Source organism: Burkholderia sp. AU45388, assembly GCF_030481585.1.
GTDB lineage: Bacteria > Pseudomonadota > Gammaproteobacteria > Burkholderiales > Burkholderiaceae > Burkholderia > Burkholderia sola.
Genome location: NZ_JAUJPV010000026.1, coordinates 31,961 through 49,181, shown reverse-complemented (window position 1 = coordinate 49,181; position 17,221 = coordinate 31,961). Strand labels below are relative to the sequence as shown.

12 protein-coding genes are annotated in these 17,221 nt (G+C 68.0%); 10 read left to right on the top strand and 2 right to left on the bottom strand.

The window, feature by feature from the left end:
- Positions 1-24 precede the first annotated feature (24 nt).
- The 7 genes from QZM72_RS30150 (at position 25) to QZM72_RS30120 (ending at position 9,716) form a co-directional block, all read left to right on the top strand.
- Entirely contained in the window at positions 25-1,095 is a 1,071-nt protein-coding gene (locus QZM72_RS30150) for a DUF6421 family protein (RefSeq protein WP_226144601.1), read from the top strand.
- Between the two features lie 51 nt (positions 1,096-1,146).
- Positions 1,147-2,988 (top strand): dihydroxy-acid dehydratase, encoded by a 1,842-nt coding sequence (ilvD, locus tag QZM72_RS30145; RefSeq protein WP_089467499.1) that lies wholly within the window; start codon positions 1,147-1,149, stop codon positions 2,986-2,988.
- Positions 2,989-2,990: 2 nt separating this feature from the next.
- Positions 2,991-4,181 (top strand): cystathionine beta-lyase, encoded by a 1,191-nt coding sequence (metC, locus tag QZM72_RS30140; protein ID WP_089467498.1) that lies wholly within the window; start codon positions 2,991-2,993, stop codon positions 4,179-4,181.
- 68 nt (positions 4,182-4,249) lie between these two features.
- Positions 4,250-5,566, top strand: a complete 1,317-nt coding sequence (locus QZM72_RS30135) for an LLM class flavin-dependent oxidoreductase (protein ID WP_021156686.1) — start codon at positions 4,250-4,252, stop codon at positions 5,564-5,566.
- A gap of 36 nt (positions 5,567-5,602) precedes the next feature.
- On the top strand, positions 5,603-7,264 hold the full coding sequence (gshA, locus tag QZM72_RS30130) for a glutamate--cysteine ligase (RefSeq protein WP_301739903.1): 1,662 nt from the start codon (positions 5,603-5,605) through the stop codon (positions 7,262-7,264).
- 40 nt (positions 7,265-7,304) lie between these two features.
- Entirely contained in the window at positions 7,305-8,495 is a 1,191-nt protein-coding gene (locus tag QZM72_RS30125) for a benzoate/H(+) symporter BenE family transporter (RefSeq protein ID WP_301739902.1), read from the top strand.
- Between the two features lie 60 nt (positions 8,496-8,555).
- Entirely contained in the window at positions 8,556-9,716 is a 1,161-nt protein-coding gene (locus QZM72_RS30120) for a mandelate racemase/muconate lactonizing enzyme family protein (RefSeq protein WP_301739901.1), read from the top strand.
- Positions 9,717-9,881: 165 nt separating this feature from the next.
- On the opposite strand, the gene QZM72_RS30115 is transcribed toward QZM72_RS30120, so the two are convergent.
- Positions 9,882-10,793 (bottom strand): LysR family transcriptional regulator, encoded by a 912-nt coding sequence (locus QZM72_RS30115; protein WP_301739917.1) that lies wholly within the window; start codon positions 10,791-10,793, stop codon positions 9,882-9,884.
- 284 nt (positions 10,794-11,077) lie between these two features.
- Positions 11,078-11,866 (bottom strand): helix-turn-helix domain-containing protein, encoded by a 789-nt coding sequence (locus tag QZM72_RS30110; protein ID WP_089467494.1) that lies wholly within the window; start codon positions 11,864-11,866, stop codon positions 11,078-11,080.
- A 221-nt stretch (positions 11,867-12,087) separates the two neighbouring features.
- Here QZM72_RS30110 and QZM72_RS30105 point away from each other — a divergent pair, with 221 nt between their 5' ends.
- The 3 genes from QZM72_RS30105 to fhuB are packed head-to-tail and all read left to right on the top strand — an operon-like array spanning position 12,088 to position 17,182.
- Positions 12,088-14,232, top strand: coding sequence for a TonB-dependent siderophore receptor (locus tag QZM72_RS30105; protein WP_256979611.1), 2,145 nt, complete (start codon positions 12,088-12,090; stop codon positions 14,230-14,232).
- Positions 14,233-14,237: 5 nt separating this feature from the next.
- Complete coding sequence (locus tag QZM72_RS30100) at positions 14,238-15,197, top strand: ABC transporter substrate-binding protein (protein ID WP_301739900.1); 960 nt, start codon at positions 14,238-14,240, stop codon at positions 15,195-15,197.
- Positions 15,194-17,182 (top strand): Fe(3+)-hydroxamate ABC transporter permease FhuB, encoded by a 1,989-nt coding sequence (fhuB, locus tag QZM72_RS30095; RefSeq protein ID WP_301739899.1) that lies wholly within the window; start codon positions 15,194-15,196, stop codon positions 17,180-17,182. The genes QZM72_RS30100 and fhuB overlap by 4 nt, the downstream gene beginning before the upstream one ends.
- Positions 17,183-17,221: the final 39 nt, after the last annotated feature.

The window sequence follows — 17,221 nt, the reverse complement described above, 5'->3', positions numbered from 1 at the left end:
ACGCGTGCCGACAGGATGACCGACATGAAACGCGAAATCGTACTAGCCACCAACCGCTGCCGCGGCGAGATCCTCGCCGGTGGTTTTCGCACCGACGTCGCGCGCATCGCGCAGTGCGCACGCACGCATCTCGGCGACTACGCCGACAACCCGCATGTGCGTGCGCTGCTCGTGGCGCTGGAGAACCGCTGCCTCGCATCGGGGCGCCTTCTCGATCTCACGTACTCGGTGGACCCGAGTTTCATCCTCGGGTTCTTCGACGTGCCCTACAACGCCGACGCGTTCCTCGAGGCGGCCGCGATCGCGCCCGTGCCGATTCCGCCGAGCGTACTCGCGATCGCGCCGGACGGCAACGCGCTGCCGGTGCAGATCCGCATGTGCACGGACGGCTTTCTCAATCCGCTCGCGGTCGCGGTATTCGGCGAGAACTTCATCGACGCCGACCTGCGCGCGTATCACAAGGCGTACTACTTCATCGACAAGTTCGTCGAGCGCTTCAAGCGCCATACGCGCCCGGCAATCGAAGCGAACTGGTCGCCCACCGCGTTCCCGGATCTGCTCGCGGCGGACGACGAGTTGCTGACGCAGGCGAGCGCGATCTGGGTCCATCTGCACGAGTACCACCATCGCACCGGCTTCCTGCCGATCCCGGAGTACCTCGATGCGAAGAGCACGCGCAACGGTGCGGGCGCGGAGGAGTTGCGGGTCGACATCCTGTCGATCCTCGCGCTGTTCCGGCTGCGCTCGGACGACCGCGTGCTGCGCGCTTCGATCCAGTACATCCTGGCCGAGCGCCTGATCCGCTACCCGCTGCAGGCGCCGCCGCTCGACAACTACGACGCGCGCTCGTCGGTCGCGCTGTTTCATTACCTGTCCCGTCACGGCGTGATCGCGCAGCGTGGCGGCTCACTCTATTTCGAAGGGGGCTACGAACGCCTGACCCAGGCGCTTAGGTCCATCGTGATCAAGCTGACGGCGCTCGAATACAAGCTCAGCGTGTCGTCCGATCTCGACCGGAGAAAGATCCTGTCGTTCGTGCTGCCGACGCTCGCGAAGAACGACAACAACTGGGGCGCGGCCGGCAGGCCGCATTGACGGCAGCCCGCCACCCGCCCCCATTTCGCAACGAATCAACCGAGGATCACGATGCCCACCTATCGTTCACGCACTTCCACGCACGGCCGCAACATGGCAGGCGCGCGCAGCCTGTGGCGCGCCACCGGGATGACCGACGCCGATTTCGACAAACCGATCATCGCGGTCGTCAATTCGTTCACGCAGTTCGTGCCCGGTCACGTGCACCTGAAGGATCTCGGCCAGCTGGTCGCGCGCGAGATCGAAGCCGCCGGCGCGGTCGCGAAGGAGTTCAACACGATCGCGATCGACGACGGCATCGCGATGGGCCACGACGGCATGCTGTACAGCCTGCCGTCGCGCGAGCTGATCGCCGACAGCGTCGAGTACATGGTGAACGCGCACTGCGCGGATGCGATGGTCTGCATCTCGAACTGCGACAAGATCACGCCGGGGATGCTGATGGCCGCGATGCGCCTGAACATCCCGGTGATCTTCGTGTCGGGCGGCCCGATGGAATCCGGCAAGCTGACGTTCCGCGGCAAGCGCCGCGCGTTCGACCTGATCGACGCAATGGTGGTGGCGGCCGACTCCCAGGTGACGGACGACGAGGTGCGTGCGGTCGAGAACGTCGCGTGCCCGACCTGCGGCTCGTGTTCCGGGATGTTTACCGCGAACTCGATGAACTGCCTCGCCGAGGCGCTCGGGCTCGCGCTGCCCGGCAACGGCTCGGTGCTTGCGACGCATGCCGAGCGCAAGCGCCTGTTCATCGAGGCCGGGCGCACGATCGTCGATCTCGCGCGCCGCTACTACGAGCAGGACGACGCGAGCGTGCTGCCGCGCTCGATCGCGACGCGCGATGCGTTCGAGAATGCGATGACGCTCGACATCGCGATGGGCGGCTCGACCAATACGGTATTGCACCTGCTCGCCGCCGCGCACGAAGGCGAGGTGCACTTCACGATGGCCGACATCGACCGGCTGTCGCGCCGCGTGCCGGTGCTGTGCAAGGTCGCGCCGTCGGTGCAGGACGTCCACATGGAGGACGTGCACCGGGCCGGCGGCGTGATCGGAATCATGGGTGAACTCGATCGCGCGGGGCTGCTGAACACGACGCTGCCGACCGTCCATGCGCCGAGCGTCGCGCACGTGCTCGCGCGCTGGGACGTGATGCGCAACCGCGTCGATTCGGTGTCGCGCTTCTATCGCGCGGCGCCCGGCGGCGTGCGCACGCATGTCGCGTTCAGCCAGGACAACCGCTACGACGAACTCGATCTCGACCGCGCGAACGGCTGCATCCGCGATGCCGAGCACGCGTTCTCGCGCGACGGCGGGCTCGCGGTGCTGTTCGGCAACATCGCGCGCGACGGCTGCATCGTGAAGACCGCGGGCGTCGACGGCGGGATGCTGAAGTTCACCGGCACCGCGCGCGTGTTCGAAGGGCAGGAGGAGGCGGTCGAAGGCATCCTCGGCGGTGAGGTTGGTCCGGGCGACATCGTGATCGTCCGCTACGAGGGGCCGCGGGGCGGTCCGGGCATGCAGGAGATGCTCTATCCGACCAGCTACCTGAAATCTAAGGGGCTCGCGAAGCAGTGCGCGCTGATCACCGACGGTCGCTTCTCCGGCGGCTCCTCGGGGCTGTCGATCGGGCACGTATCGCCCGAGGCGGCGGAGGGCGGCGAGATCGGGCTGCTCGAGAACGGCGACGCGATCGAGATCGACATCCCGAACCGCTCGATCAACGTCCTCGTGTCCGACGACGAACTGCGGCGCCGCCGCGCGGCGATGGAGGAGCGCGGCGCGCGTGCGTGGCAGCCCGAGAAGCGGCAGCGCCGCGTGTCGGGCGCGTTGCGCGCATACGCAGCGATGACGACGAGCGCGGCGCGCGGCGCCGTGCGGATCGTGAAGGGCTGACCGTGCGGCCCGCCCCGAACCATCCGGCGGCCGATGCGCAGGTCGACACCGTGCTCGTCACGGGCGGCCGCGCGCCGGCCGCGCATCACGGCTTCGTCAACCCGCCGGTGTATCGCGGCTCGACGGTGCTCGCGCCGAGCGTGGCCGACCTGCTCGGCTACACGCAGCCATACGTGTACGGCCGGCGCGGCACGCCGACCACGGCCGCGCTGCAGGAAGCGGTGCGCGCGCTCGATCACGGCGCGGGTGTCGTGCTGTGCCCGTCGGGGCTTGCCGCAATCACGACCGCGCTGTCGTCGTGCCTGTCGGCCGGCGACCATCTGCTGATGACGGATGCGGTGTACAAGCCCGCGCGCCAGCTGTGCGACGGCGTGCTGCGGCGCGCGGGCATCGAGACGACCTACTTCGATCCGTTCGCGTCGGTTGACGCGCTCGCCGCGCTGATCCGGCCGAACACACGTGCGCTGTATCTCGAAGCGCCCGCGTCGCAGAGCATGGAGCTGTGCGACGTGCCGGCGTTCGCCGCGCTCGCGCGCGACCGCGGGCTCGCGGTGCTGTTCGACAACACGTGGGCGACGCCGCTGTTCTTCGACGCGTTCGCGCACGGCGCCGATCTCGTGATCCAGGCCGGCACCAAGTACCTCGCCGGTCATGCGGACGTGATGATCGGCATGGTGTCGGCGTCCGCGCGCGCGCTGCCGGCGCTCGAACAGTATCAGCGCGACACGGGGCAGTGCGTCGGCTCGGACGACGCGTTTCTCACGCTGCGCGGCATCCGGACACTCGGCGTGCGGCTTCGCCAGCACCAGGCGAACGCGCTGCGCGTCGCGCGCTGGCTCGCCGCGCGTCCGGAAGTGCGGCGCGTGTGCTATCCGGCGCTCGAGGACGATCCCGGTCATGCGCTGTGGGTGCGCGACTTCGGCGGCGCGACGGGGCTGTTCTCCGTCGTGCTGCGCCCGGCGCCCGCGCAGGCCGTCGCCGCGCTGCTCGAGGGGCTCGCGTATTTCGGGCTCGGTTATTCATGGGGCGGCTATGAAAGCCTCGCGATGCCGTTCGACTGCAGTGCGTACCGCACCGCGTCGCACTGGGACCCGGGCGGCCCGTGCGTGCGCTTTCACATCGGGCTCGAAAACGCCGACGACCTGATCGGCGACCTCGAGGCCGGCTTCGCCCGCTTCAACGCCGCGCGCTGACGCCGACACGAGCAGCACGCGCGCGGCCCGCACGTTTCGCACCGCATTCCAATGACGAGGAGCCCCGTATGACGAAGCAACTCTGCCTGGGTGGATTCATGCGCCCCATCTGCCTGCACACAGCGTGGTGGCGGCACCCGAGCGCGCCGACGCTCGCGAACTTCAACTGGCCGGTGATCCGGTCGCTCGCGCAGAAGCTCGAGCACGCGTGTTTCGACGCGGTCTTCACGGCCGATCACCTCGCGGTGATGCCGATGCCGCCGAATGCGCTCAAGCGCAGCGGCACGATCACGTCGTACGACCCGCTCGTGATGCTGTCGGCGATCGCCGCATGCACCGACCGCATCGGCCTGATCGCGACCGGCACGACGAGCTACGAGGATCCGTACCTGCTTGCGCGCCGCTTCGCATCGCTCGACCACCTGAGCGGCGGCCGCGCGGGCTGGAATATCGTCACGACGGTGAACCCGGAGGCTGCGCTCAACTTCGGTCTCGAGACCGCGCTGCGCCATGCCGAACGCTACGAGCGCGCCGAGGAATTCTTCGACGTCGTGACGGGGCTGTGGGACGGCTGGTCCGATCACGCGCTCGTGATGGACAAGGAGGCGGGGGTGTTCTCCGATCTCGACAAGATCCGGCCGCTCAACCACAAGGGCAAGTTCTTCTCGGTCAAGGGGCCGCTGAACATCGCGCGGCCCGTGCAGGGCTGGCCGGTGATCGCGCTTGCCGGTGCGTCGGAGGAAGCGCGCGACATGGCCGCGCGTTCGGCGGATCTGGTGTTCGGCAACGCGCGCAGCATCGAGACGGGCCGGGCGTTCTACCGCGACGTGAAGTCGCGCGCGGTCGCGGCCGGGCGCAACCCCGATCACGTGAAGATCCTGCCCGCCAACCAGGTGTATGTCGGCCGCACGCGCGCGGAGGCGCTGGCGAAGAAGCGCTACATGGACGATCTCGTCCACGTGGACAGCAACATCCCGAACCTGTCGATCCGGCTCGGCGTCGACTGCTCGAAGTTCGACCCCGACAAGCCGTTGCCCGAGCTGCCGCACACGGAACAGGGGCAGGGCAACCAGCGCGAATGGGCGGCGCTCGCGCGCCGCGAGGGATTGACGGTGCGCGAGCTGGCGAAGCGGGCGGCCGAATCCGGCACCGGCGAGATGGTCGGCACCGCATCCGAGATCGCCGACCAAATGGAGGAGTGGCTGATGACGGAGGCGTGCGACGGCTTCATCGTCGTGTTCTATACGGTGCCTGACGGCTACGACGACTTCGTGACGATGGTGGTGCCGGAGCTGCAGCGGCGCGGGCTGTTTCGCACCCGCTACGAAGGCACGACGCTGCGCGAACACATCGGCCTGCCGCGGCCGAAGAGCCCGCTCGACTGAGCGGCGCGTCGGCAGATTTCGTTCCGGGAGACCGCAATGACCCACGATTCACCCCGATCCACATGGATGACGACGCCGTACCGCCGCCGGCTCGGCGTGCTGAGCGACGCCGCACACCTGCCGCTGCTGGGTGACGGGCTATGCGGCGTCGAGCGCGAGACGCTGCGCGTCGATGCCGCCGGCCGGCTCGCGCTGACGCAACACCCGCACGCGCTCGGCGCGGCGCTCACGCACCCGTCGATCACGACCGACTACGCGGAGCCGCTGCTCGAGTTCGTCACGCCGCCGCAGCACGATGCGGCCGACGTGATCGAGCGGCTCGACGAGCTGCACCGCTTCGCATGCGGCGCGATCGGCGACGAGCTGCTGTGGAGTCAGTCGATGCCGTGCCCGCTCGACGACGACCGCCGCATTCCGATCGCGTGGTACGGCACGTCGAACATCGGCATCCTGAAGCACGTGTACCGGCGCGGGCTGGCGTTCCGCTACGGCAAGGCGATGCAGTGCATCGCCGGGATCCACTACAACTATTCGCTCGCCGATGCCGTGTGGCCGCTGCTGCGCGACGTGCACGACGGATGCGAGCCTGCCGGCCGCGATGCGCGCGACATGCGCTCGGCAGGCTATCTCGCCCTGATCCGCAATTTCCATCGCTACGGCTGGCTGCTGCTGTATCTGTTCGGCGCGTCGCCGGCGCTGTGCGCGGGTTTCGTCGCCGGCGACCGGCACGGGCTCGACGCGTTCGATGCGCAGACGCTGTACCTGCCGTACGCGACGAGCTTGCGGATGAGCGACCTGGGCTACCAGAACCGGGTGCAGGGCGCGTTCGCGCCGTGCCTCGACAACCTGCCCGCGTACCTGGACGGCCTCGCGCGGGCCGTCGCGCAGCCGTGCCCCGAGTACCAGGCGATCGGCGCGAAGCGCGACGGAGAATGGCTGCAGCTCAGCACGCACTTGCTGCAGATGGAGAACGAGTTTTACTCGTCGATCCGCCCGAAGCGCACGGTGCGCAGCGGCGAGCGGCCGATCGATGCCCTGCGCAGCCGCGGCGTCGAATACGTCGAGGTGCGCTGTCTCGACATCGATCCGTTCGCGCCGCACGGCGTCGCCGAGACGACGCTGCGCGTTGTCGATGCGTTCCTGCTGTTCTGCGCGCTCGACGACAGCCCGTGCCTCGCGGGTGCCGAGCAGGACGCGTGCCGGCGCAACTTCGCGGCGGTCGCGCGGGAGGGGCGGCGCCCGGGGCTCGAGTTGCAGCGTGGCGGTGAGCGCGTCGCGCTGCGCATGTGGGCGCACGAATTGCTTGCGCGAATCAACGAGGCGGCCGGCGTGCTGGATCTGCAGCGCGGCGACACGCGCACGACCGCCGCGCTCGACGCGCAATACGCGAAGCTCGACGATCCGCAGGCGACGCCGTCGGCGCGCGTACTCGATGCACTGCACACGCTGCGCGACGAGCCGGGCGGCGCGTGCTTCGCGTTCGGGATGCGGCAGACGCTCGCGCATACCGGGGCGTTCCGCGCGCGTCCGCTGCCGGCCGACGTCCAGGCGCGTTTCGACGCGACCGCGGCCGAATCGCTGAGCCGGCAGGCCGACCTGGAGCGCACGCAGATCGGCAACTTCGACGCGTTTCTCGCCGCGTATCACGCGGGAACGCTGAACCAGGAGTGCGGCGAGCCGACACATGGTGCGCACTGATACGGTCGCCACCGTATCGAATCCATCTCACGGAGGACAGATGAGCAGTATCGCGGAAATGAAGGCCGATCGCGGGTTCTCGGCGCGGGCGGCCGGCGCGGGCGCGTTGGCGTCGTTCGTCGGCTTTGCATCGACGTTCACGCTGATCGTGAATGCGCTGACGAACGTCGGTGCAACGCGCGTGCAGGCCGCGTCCGGCCTGATGGCCGTCTCGATCGTAATGGGGCTGGCCGGCATCGTGCTCAGCTACCGGACCCGGATGCCCGTCAGCGCTGCGTGGTCGACGCCCGGCGCGGCGCTGCTGCTCGGCCTGGGCGCCGTGAAGGGCGGCTATCCGGCCGCGGTCGGCGCGCTCGTGCTGACCGGCGTGCTGCTCACGCTGGCCGGGCTATGGAAGCCGCTCGGCCGCGCGATCTCGAGGATTCCGCTGCCGATCGCCAACGCGATGCTCGCGGGGATCATCCTGAACCTCTGTGTCGCCCCGATACACGCACTCGAGCAGTATCCGCTGTACGTCGCGCCGATCCTGCTCGTCTGGGTCGTGATCATGCGGGTTCGCAAGATTCTCGCCGTGCCTTGCGCTGCGGTCGCGACGCTGATCGTGATCGCGTTCATCGCGAAGACGGGTGGCGTCGGCGCGACCGGGATGTTGCCGCACCTTGCGCTCGTCGGGCCCGCGTTCTCGGCATCGACGATGGTGAGCGTCGCGGTGCCGCTCTTCATCGTGACGATGGCGTCGCAGAACATCCCGGGCGTCGCGGTGCTCAACGTCAACGGCTACCGGCCCGAGGCGTCGCGGCTGTTCACGGCCACGGGGCTGTGCAGTCTGCTCGCCGCGCCTTTCGGCGGGCCGCCGATCGGGCTGGCCGCGGTCACCGCCGCACTGTGCGCCGGCGAGGAGGCCGGCCCCGACGAATCGCGGCGCTACTGGGCCGGAATCGTCTGCGGCGCCGCGTACATTGTGTACGGGTTCGCGGCGAGCGCCGCGACGCTGTTCATCGCGGTCGCGCCGCCGATCATCATCGAAGCGGTTGCCGGCCTCGCGCTGATGAACGCCCTCGGCGGCGCGCTGCTCAACGCATTCACCGAGAAGGACGCGCGCGAGGCCGCGATCCTGACCTTCCTCGTGACGATGGCGAGCCATGCGTTTCTCGGCATCGGCGGCGCGTTCTGGGGCCTGCTGACCGGCATCGGGCTGACGTGCGTGCTGCGTCGCGAGAAGGGCCGGTGATGCCGCGCGACGACGCGGCCCCCGCAGTTCTGCCATTCCCTTAAAAAAAACGGAGAAGACATGCAGCACAACATCGTGAAAGTGACCGCGACGCCGGTGTTCGCGCGTGGCGACGCGGAGATCGCCGGCGTGCGGTTGTCCGGCAAACTGTCGGGCGTCGTCGTCGAAATCGAGACGTCGCAGGGCGTGGTCGGCCACGGCTTCACGGCGATCACCGACGAAGCGGTCGTGGCCGCGGCGATCGATCACGTCGCCGCACCCAACCTGGTCGGGATGAACGTCGTCGAGCGCGAGCGGATTCTCGACAAGCTGTACTGGCTGCTATGCCCGCGCGGGCAGACCGGCTATGCGGGGCACGTGATTTCCGCGATCGACATCGCGGTCTGGGATGCGATCGGCAAGATCGCGGGACTGCCGGTATGGAAAATGCTCGGCGGCGCGCGTCCGGTCGTGCCGCTGTATACGACGTTCGGCTTCGCGTCGCTCGAGCGCCCGGAGCTGATACATGCCGCGCGTGCGCTCATCGGCGCCGGACATTGCCGCATCAAGATGATCGTCGGCTATCACGCGCTTGCGCGCCGCGACGAAGGGCGGTCGCTCGACCAGGTCGTCGCGGACGACGTTGCGCGCGTGCGCGCGGTGCGCGATGCGGTGGGCGACGCCGCCGAGATTTACATCGACGCGAATTGCGGGCTCGACCACTATCACGCGCTGCGGCTTGCCGAGCGCGTGGCCGATTGCGACATCGGTTTCTTCGAGGAGCCGATCGCCGGGAACGACCCCGCGAAGCTCGCCGACCTGAGAAAGCGCGGCGGCATTCCGGTCGCCACCGGGCAAAGCGAGGGGCAGTTGTTCCGGTTCAGGGATTTCCTCGTGAATGACGCCGTCGACATCCTCCAGCCAAACGTGTGCGTGTGCGGCGGGTTCTCCGTCGCGGCGCGTGCGGCCGCGCTCGCACAGGCGTTCGGTGTGCCGATCGACAACGGCGGCACGTTCCCGTTCCACAACATGCATCTGCACGGCGGACTCGCGAACGGCGGCTCGGTCGAGTGGCACGTCGTCGCGGTCGATATCTGCCGAAACCTGTTTACCGGCCTGCCGACCGCGCAGAACGGGACGTTGGCACTGCCCGACACGCCGGGCCTCGGTTTCGGCATCAATCGCGATGGGGTCCGCGAATTCTCGTCGGGCCCGGGATCGCAGGGGCACGGTAAAGCCTGACCGGTGTCGCGCCCGTTCGCGTCGATCGGGCGTGCGATGAACTACTAGCGATCGACCGTTTCGTCCACGGCGCGGCGTGGCTGCGATCCGTGTGTTGATCGTCGTACGGTAGAAGGCAGGAGAATCCGTCCCGGCATGCCGGGATTTACGCGGTTCTCGTTTGAATCATGTGGGGGGCAGTGTCCGCACGATGTTGATGAAGCTTGCGAGCACACGGCTGATATCACCCGTCCGCCACGCGAGGCCGGTTTCAACGATGAACGGGTCGTGTGCGAGCGGCCGATAGATGACGCCTGTACGTCGCAGGTTACGCAATGATTGCGGCACCAGCGCAACGCCAATGCCTGCGGAAACGAGGCTGATGATCGTCTGCATCTGGATTGCTTCCTGGCCGATTCGCGGGACAACGCCTGCAGCGCTGTAGCACCCCATGATGCCATCGTAAAACTCCGGCGCGAGACGACGCGGAAAAATCACGAGTGGAAGCGTTGCGACTTCCTTCAGGTGGATGGGCACATCCTCCGGAGCGTTCGACACGGCAGTTGGCATCGCAAGCACGAGCGGCTCGCTCAGAAGCGGCAAGTACGATATCTCGGCCACGTAACGTGGTGGCACCGGGGCGATAATCAGGCCTGCGTCGATGTGGCCCGCGGCCAACTCGTCGATTTGCACGTCAGTCGTCGATTCGGTAAGTTGCAACCGCACCAGCGGATAGCGCGTTCCGAACTCGCGTAGCAATGAAGGGAGAAGCCCGTAATCGGCAATCGATACGAACGCGAGTGACAACCTCCCGGTCTCGCCGAGCGCGAGGCTTTGCGCCAGAGGGGGAAGCGCCTCTGCAGCCGCGAGGAGTTTGAGCACTTCCGGAAGCAGTGCTTCGCCGACCGCGGTTAGCGCAACACTGCGCTTCGTGCGCGCAAATAACTCTACGCCGAGTTCCCCCTCCAGGGCGCGAATAGCCTGTGACAGCGGAGGCTGGGTCATTGATAGTCGCGCGGCCGCGCGACCGAAATGCCGCTCTTCTGCAACGGCCACGAAGTAATACCATTGACGTAAATCGGGGGGGAAGTTTGGCATTTGTTCAATCTGAAGTGCGGCTGAACGGTGATGAATAATATATTGGACAAGCGGGTCGTGGTGTAACGAGGCAGCACTGGACATCGATGCTGTCGAGACGATTTCTACCTCTGAACCCGTGGAAAACGGGAGGATTACCGAGTCCGTTCCAGAGCGAAGTTCCTTCGTATAGACCACGCTTGGAATTCGATTCATCCATGCCTCCGTCTCTCGGTTTTACGAAACGTTGGCTTCCATTTTTCCGACCGCCCTCAGTTCGAGAGTGGCGCGTCTGGTGGAATTGGTCAGCTTCCGGTCGACAGGTATTGCTGGGGCGCCTGCCCGAACAGCCGCCGGAACATCACGATAAAGGCGCTCGGCGTGCTGTACCCGAGATCGAGCGCGACGGACGCGACGCTCGCGCCCTGCGCGAGCCGCGTCATCGCCTCGTTCGCGCGCATGTGCTGCCGCCAGTGGCCGAAGCTCATTCCCGTTTCGTCGCGGAAATGCCGCGCGAGCGTGCGGCTGCTCGTGCCGATCTCGTCGGCCCAGCGGTCGAGCGTGTAGTCGTTCGCCGGGTCCGTCATCATGTGCTCGCAGATCGCCAGCAGCCGCCGGTCGCGTGGCAGCGGCAAGCCGCCTTCGCCGAGCGGCGGCGCTTCCTCCAGCAGCTTCAGCAGCAGCGGTACCGACAGCGCGGTGCGGCCGTCGGGCGGGTAGTCGTAGCCGTCGGGCAGCATGTTCGCGACAAGTTCGCGAATCAGCGAGTCGATCGCGATCACCCGGGCGGTCGACCAGCGCCACGGCGTGGCGTCCGACTCGACGCTGATCGTGCACAGAGTCAGGCTCCCGACCGCGTGCAGTTCGTGGTCGATGTTCGGCGGTAACCATACGCCGCGCGACGGCGGCAGCGTCCAGGTGCGGTTCGGCGTCAGCACGCGCACGACACCCTTCAGCGCGACGATCACGTGACCGAATTCGTGCTGGTGCCATGGCTCGTGCTGGCCGTTCTGGTACGCGATCGCCCGCACGATGACCGGGCGCGGCAGGCGCCGCCGTTCGTGCGGATAGCGATTGAGCAGGAATTCCTTCATCCAGGGTCCGGGTCGAGTGATTCGAGATGTTCAGCGTCGGACAGAATTTGGCTGAAATTGAATATTTTTTGTCTACCTGCGAAATAAGGTAGTCGTTATTCTTGCTGGGTGTCAAATAAACGAAAACGATAGTGCGACTAAAAATGGTAATGAGTCGCATTAGCAATGTCGAGAATCGGCGAAAGCCATACGCAGGGGCGACTGGAATGAGGTTCGGGGAAATGGGAAGGCCATTGAAGCTGGGCATCGCGGCGACGCTGCTGGGCGGCACGGTGCTGCGGGCGAACGCCGCGGACGACGCAACCGCGCCCGCGCCCGCATCGGGCGGCACGCTGCCGGCGCTGGAAGTGCGGGCGCGGTCGATGCAAGACCCGACGGGGCCGGGCGTGGGCTATGTCGCGACGCGTTCGACGACTGCCACGAAGACGGATTCGGACCGACTCACGCAGCCGCAGAGCGTGTCGATCGTCACGCGCGGCCAGATGGACGATCTCGGCGTGCAGACGGTCGACCAGGCGCTGCGTTATACGCCGGGCGTCTATTCGCAGGACGGCACCGATATCCGCTTCGACCAGTTGGCGGGGCGCGGCTTCCCGCTCGATTCCTATTTCGACGGCCTGCATCTGTACCAGTCGCCGCGTTTCGCGACGCCGCGCATCGATCCGTACTTCGTCGAACGGATGGAAGTCCTGCACGGACCGGCGTCGGTCCTGTACGGTCAGGGCAGCCCGGGCGGCCTCGTCAATTACGTGAGCAAGCTGCCGACGGCGGAGCCGTATCACGAAGTCATGCTGCAGGTCGGCAACCACGACAACTACCAGCTCGGCTTCGACTTCAGCGGCCCGGTGGACAAGGCGGGCACGGTGTCGTACCGCGTGGTGGGCCTCGGCCGGACGGCCGACACGCAGGTCAGCCAGATCAAGGACCAGCGGATCGCGATCGCGCCGTCGGTCACGCTGCGCCCGGATCGCGACACGACTTTCACGCTGCAGGGCGGTTTCCAGCGCGATCCGAACGGCGGCCTGTTCAATCCGGTGCCCGCGAGCGGCACGCTGTTCGCGAACCCGAACGGCCGGCTCGGCCCGGACCGCTATTTCGGCGATCCCGACCGGGACGGCATGCAGCGCACGCAGTACTGGTTCGGTTATCAGTTCGAGCATGCGTTCGACGACCGCATCAGCGTGTCGCAGACGCTGCGCTACCTGCACATCGACCAGCACTACTACCAGACGTCGGTCACGAGTCCATTCGCGGCCGATGGCAAGACGGTCTCGATGTGGGGCAACGTCGACAACGAGCACTACACGCAGTTCGAGGTCGACACGCATGCGCAGGCGCGCGTCTCGACCGGGCCGATCGAGCATACGGTGCTGTTCGGCATCGACTATCAGCGCTCGATGCTCGGTGACAACGAAGGCAACGCCGTGGTCGGCACGGTCAACCTGTTCCAGCCGAACTATGCGGCGCTGGCGACCCAGCCCGTCAACACGCGGCTCGACTATGCACTCAGCACGTTCGGAATCTACGCGCAGGACGAGGCGCGCTACCGGAACTGGGTGCTCACGCTCGGCGTGCGTCAGGACTGGACCGGCGGCAACCAGCAGACCACGTCGATCGCGACCGGCGCGGGCACGCTCTATCACTCGAACGATCACGCGTTCACGTGGCGCGCGGGCCTCGCATACCGCTTCGACAACGGGATCGCACCTTACGTCAGTTTCGCCCGTTCGTTCCAGCCGCTGCTCGGCGCGGCATTTGGCGGCCAGCCGTACTCGCCGACCAAGGGCAAGCAGCTCGAGGCCGGCATGCGTTACCAGCCGAAGGGTTTCGACGGGTTCTTCTCGGTCGCGGCGTTTACGCTCACGCAGGACAACGTGCAAGTGACCGATCCGGCCCATCCGCAGTTCGCGATCCAGACCGGGCAGGTGCGCTCGCGCGGCATCGAGGCGGAGGCGCATGCGAACGTCACGCCGAACCTGAAGCTGATCGCGTCGTATTCGTACCTGAACCAGTCGGTGACCGAGAGCACGACGGCGAACCTCGGCAAGCGGCCGACGGTCGCGCCGCGCCACACGGCGGCCGCCTGGGCCGACTACACGTTCCTGTCGGGGCCGCTGCGTCACTTCGGGATCGGGTCGGGCGTGCGTTACACGAGCCGTTCGGCGGGCGACAGCACGAATACGTTCGACGTGCCGGCGCGTGTGCTGGTCGATCTGGGCGTGCACTACGACCTGAAGAACTGGCGACTCGCGCTGAACGTGAACAACCTGTTCGACCGCGAATACATCTCGTACTGCTCGTCGGCGTCGGTGTGCTATTGGGGCGCGACGCGGACGGTGCTCGGCACGGCGCGCTATCAATGGTGAGCCCGGTGCGGAAGAACATCGGCGGTTTCGATGCGCAACAGGTAGACGCGACACGCCGCCGCGCGCTTGCGTGGTGTGCGGCGGCGCTCGGCGGCATGAGCGCCGCGGCGCGTGCGGTCGTTGCGGCGCCGCCATCGTTGCCCATGAAGCCGGCTTTCGCACCGAACGCACCGAGAATCGTCGTGCTGGACTGGCCGCTGACCGAGATCGTGCTGTCGCTGGGCGTCGTGCCGGTGGGCGTGTCGCGTCCGCCGTGGTACATGCGTGTCGACGGCGTTCCGCCGTTACCGCGCGACGTGACCGATACGGGGCTGCTGTTCCAGCCGAACTTCGAGGTGCTCGATGCGCTGAAGCCGGATCTGATCGTGATCACGCCGTTCCACGCGCCGCTGCGCGCGATGCTCGAACGGATTGCGCCGACCTTGACCGTCGGTCTGTTCGGGCAAGGCCTCGATGTGTATGCGGCCGTTCGCGATGCGACTCGGCAGCTCGCGCAGGTCTTCGACCGCCCGGCGACAGCCGACGTGCTGCTGGCGCGGGCCGATGCGCAGCTTGGCAACGTCACGCGGCAGCTGGCTGGTTTTCGTGCGACGAAGCGGCCGGTGTACCTGCTGTATCCGATCGACGATCGGCACATGTCGGTGCTCGGTGAAAACAGTCTGTACGGCGGGGTGCTGTCGCGCGTCGGGATCGCGAATGCATGGCGCGGCGATGCCGATCCGCAAGGTGCGACGCAAACCGAACTCGCCGCGCTCGCGCGGCAGCCCGACGCGCAGGCGCTGGTGCTCGACATGCCGCCCGGTGTCGGTGCGCAGCTGGCGCGTGGCCCACTGTGGAATGCGCTCCCGTTCGTGAAGGCAGGCCGCGTGCGCACGCTCGGCGCGCTGCCATCGCTCGGGGGCGTCGTTGCGTCGATGCGCTTCGCGCATGGCCTGGCACTCGCATTGCAGGAGGGCGCGCGATGAGGGCGCGGACGATGACGGCCGATGCCGGCTCGCGCGCGTGGGTGCTGCCGGCGCTGCTGGCGCTGGCAACGGTGTGGGCCGTCTTTCACACGCTGGCCGCGCAGCTTCCCGTCGCGCAATGGCCCGGCATGCTGACGGGCGGCGCGGACGTGTCGATGGCGCAACTCGTCGCGCGCTATGCGTGGCTGCCGCGCGTCGTCGTGTCGATGACGACGGGCGCCGCGCTCGCACTGGCCGGGGTCGTGTTTCAGCAGGTGCTGCGCAATCCGCTCGCGGAGCCGTTGACGCTTGGCGTATCGTCGGGCGCGTCGCTCGCGCTGTCGGCCACGTCGATCGTCGCACCGGCGCTGGTGGCGGGCGAGCGCTTCGCGGTTGCGCTCGGCGGTGCGGCGATCGCGATCGCGGCGACGCTCGCGCTGACCTGGCGCAAGGGTTTCGCGCCCGTGCCGGTGACGCTCGCCGGCATGGTCGTGAGCCTGTACGGCGGCGCGCTCGCCGTGCTGTTGGCGATCGTGAACGAGCGTTCGCTGGTTGCGGTGTTCATCTGGGGCGCGGGCTCGCTCGTGCAGAACGGCTGGGAGGTCGCGGCCTGGCTCGTGCCGCGCGTGGCCGGCTGCATGGTCGCGGCGTGGCTGCTCGCGCGGCCGCTGGCGCTGTTCGCGTTGGATGATCGCGGCGCGCGCCAGCTCGGGTTGTCGGTCACGGCGGTGCGGTTGGTCGCGCTCGCGATCGCCGTGTGCCTGAGCGCGCTCGCGACGAGCGCGGTTGGCGTGATCGGTTTCATCGGGCTTGGCGGCCCCGCGCTCGCGCGGCTCGCGGGGGCGCGCCGGCTGCGCGACCAGCTCGCGTGGGCGCCGTGCATCGGCGCGCTGCTGCTGACGCTCGCGGATCAGCTCGTGCAGTGCCTGCCCGGCGTACTGGGCGGCCGGTTGCCGACCGGCGCGGCGCTGGCGCTGCTCGCCGGTCCGCTGCTGCTGGCGATGCTGCGGGGCGTCCGTACCGGCGGCGTGCGGTCTGCGATCGATACGTACGACACGCGGCGCCGTTCCGTCGTCCGGTTCGTGTTGCCGGGCGGCGTTGCGCTCGTGCTGGCCGTATGGGTGTCGCTGCATTTCGCGGTGACGATCGACGGCTGGCAATGGACGCATGCCGCGCAATGGCCGGCTGTCGCGTTCTGGCGCGTGCCGCGCGTCGCTGCATCGCTCGGCGCGGGCGTGATGGTTGGGCTGGCCGGCACGGTGCTGCAGCGCCTGATCGGCAACCCGATGGCGAGCCCGGATCTGCTCGGCGTGAGCGGCGGCGCGATGCTCGGGCTGCTGGCGGTCGCGCTCGGCGTGGGCGTGCCGTCCGCGCCCGCGTTGCTCGGCGGTGCGTCGGCGGGCGCGCTCGCGTGCCTGGCGGCGATCATCGCGTTCGGGCGTCGCACCGGCTTCGCGCCGGACCGGATGCTGCTCGCCGGCATCGCGATCAGCGCGTTCTCTCAGGCCGCGATCGTGCTCGCGACCGCGCGCGGCGGCGTGCAGGCCGAACTGCTACGCGCGCTGCTGTTGGGCTCGACTTATGTGGTCCTGCCGCAGACTGCGGTTGCGGTGTGGATCTGCACGGTCGCGGGGGGCGCGCTCGCGTGGCTGGCGCTGCGCTGGCTCGACATCCTGCCGCTCGGTGCCGACGTCGCGACCGCGCTCGGCGTGCGTGCGAGCCACGCACGGGCGGCACTGTTCGTGGTGGCCGCGCTCCTGACGGCGGGCGCGACGATCGTGATCGGACCGATGTCGTTCGTCGGCCTGATGGCGCCTCACTTCGCGCGGCTGCTCGGCTTCGCGCGCGCGCGTTCGCAACTGCTCATCGCGGCGCTCATCGGCGGGCTGCTGATGGTGGCCGCCGACTGGCTCGGCCGCAACCTGCTGTTTCCGCAACAACTGCCGGCGGGCATTCTCGCGACGCTGATCGGCGGTCCGTATTTGTTCTGGCTGCTGCGACGATGATGCCGGCGGCACGTTCAATCCCCACTACACCCGATGGCG

What these genes read in the sequence shown, in the direction of transcription:
- QZM72_RS30110 (WP_089467494.1), bottom strand. Translation starts at nt 11,866, where the DNA reads ATGAAGGAATTCCTGCTCAATCGCTATCCGCACGAACGGCGGCGCCTG.
- QZM72_RS30120 (WP_301739901.1), top strand. Translation starts at nt 8,556, where the DNA reads ATGCAGCACAACATCGTGAAAGTGACCGCGACGCCGGTGTTCGCGCGT.
- QZM72_RS30105 (WP_256979611.1), top strand. Translation starts at nt 12,088, where the DNA reads ATGGGAAGGCCATTGAAGCTGGGCATCGCGGCGACGCTGCTGGGCGGC.
- ilvD (WP_089467499.1), top strand. Translation starts at nt 1,147, where the DNA reads ATGCCCACCTATCGTTCACGCACTTCCACGCACGGCCGCAACATGGCA.
- gshA (WP_301739903.1), top strand. Translation starts at nt 5,603, where the DNA reads ATGACCCACGATTCACCCCGATCCACATGGATGACGACGCCGTACCGC.
- QZM72_RS30135 (WP_021156686.1), top strand. Translation starts at nt 4,250, where the DNA reads ATGACGAAGCAACTCTGCCTGGGTGGATTCATGCGCCCCATCTGCCTG.
- fhuB (WP_301739899.1), top strand. Translation starts at nt 15,194, where the DNA reads ATGAGGGCGCGGACGATGACGGCCGATGCCGGCTCGCGCGCGTGGGTG.
- QZM72_RS30150 (WP_226144601.1), top strand. Translation starts at nt 25, where the DNA reads ATGAAACGCGAAATCGTACTAGCCACCAACCGCTGCCGCGGCGAGATC.
- QZM72_RS30115 (WP_301739917.1), bottom strand. Translation starts at nt 10,793, where the DNA reads ATGCCAAACTTCCCCCCCGATTTACGTCAATGGTATTACTTCGTGGCC.
- QZM72_RS30125 (WP_301739902.1), top strand. Translation starts at nt 7,305, where the DNA reads ATGAGCAGTATCGCGGAAATGAAGGCCGATCGCGGGTTCTCGGCGCGG.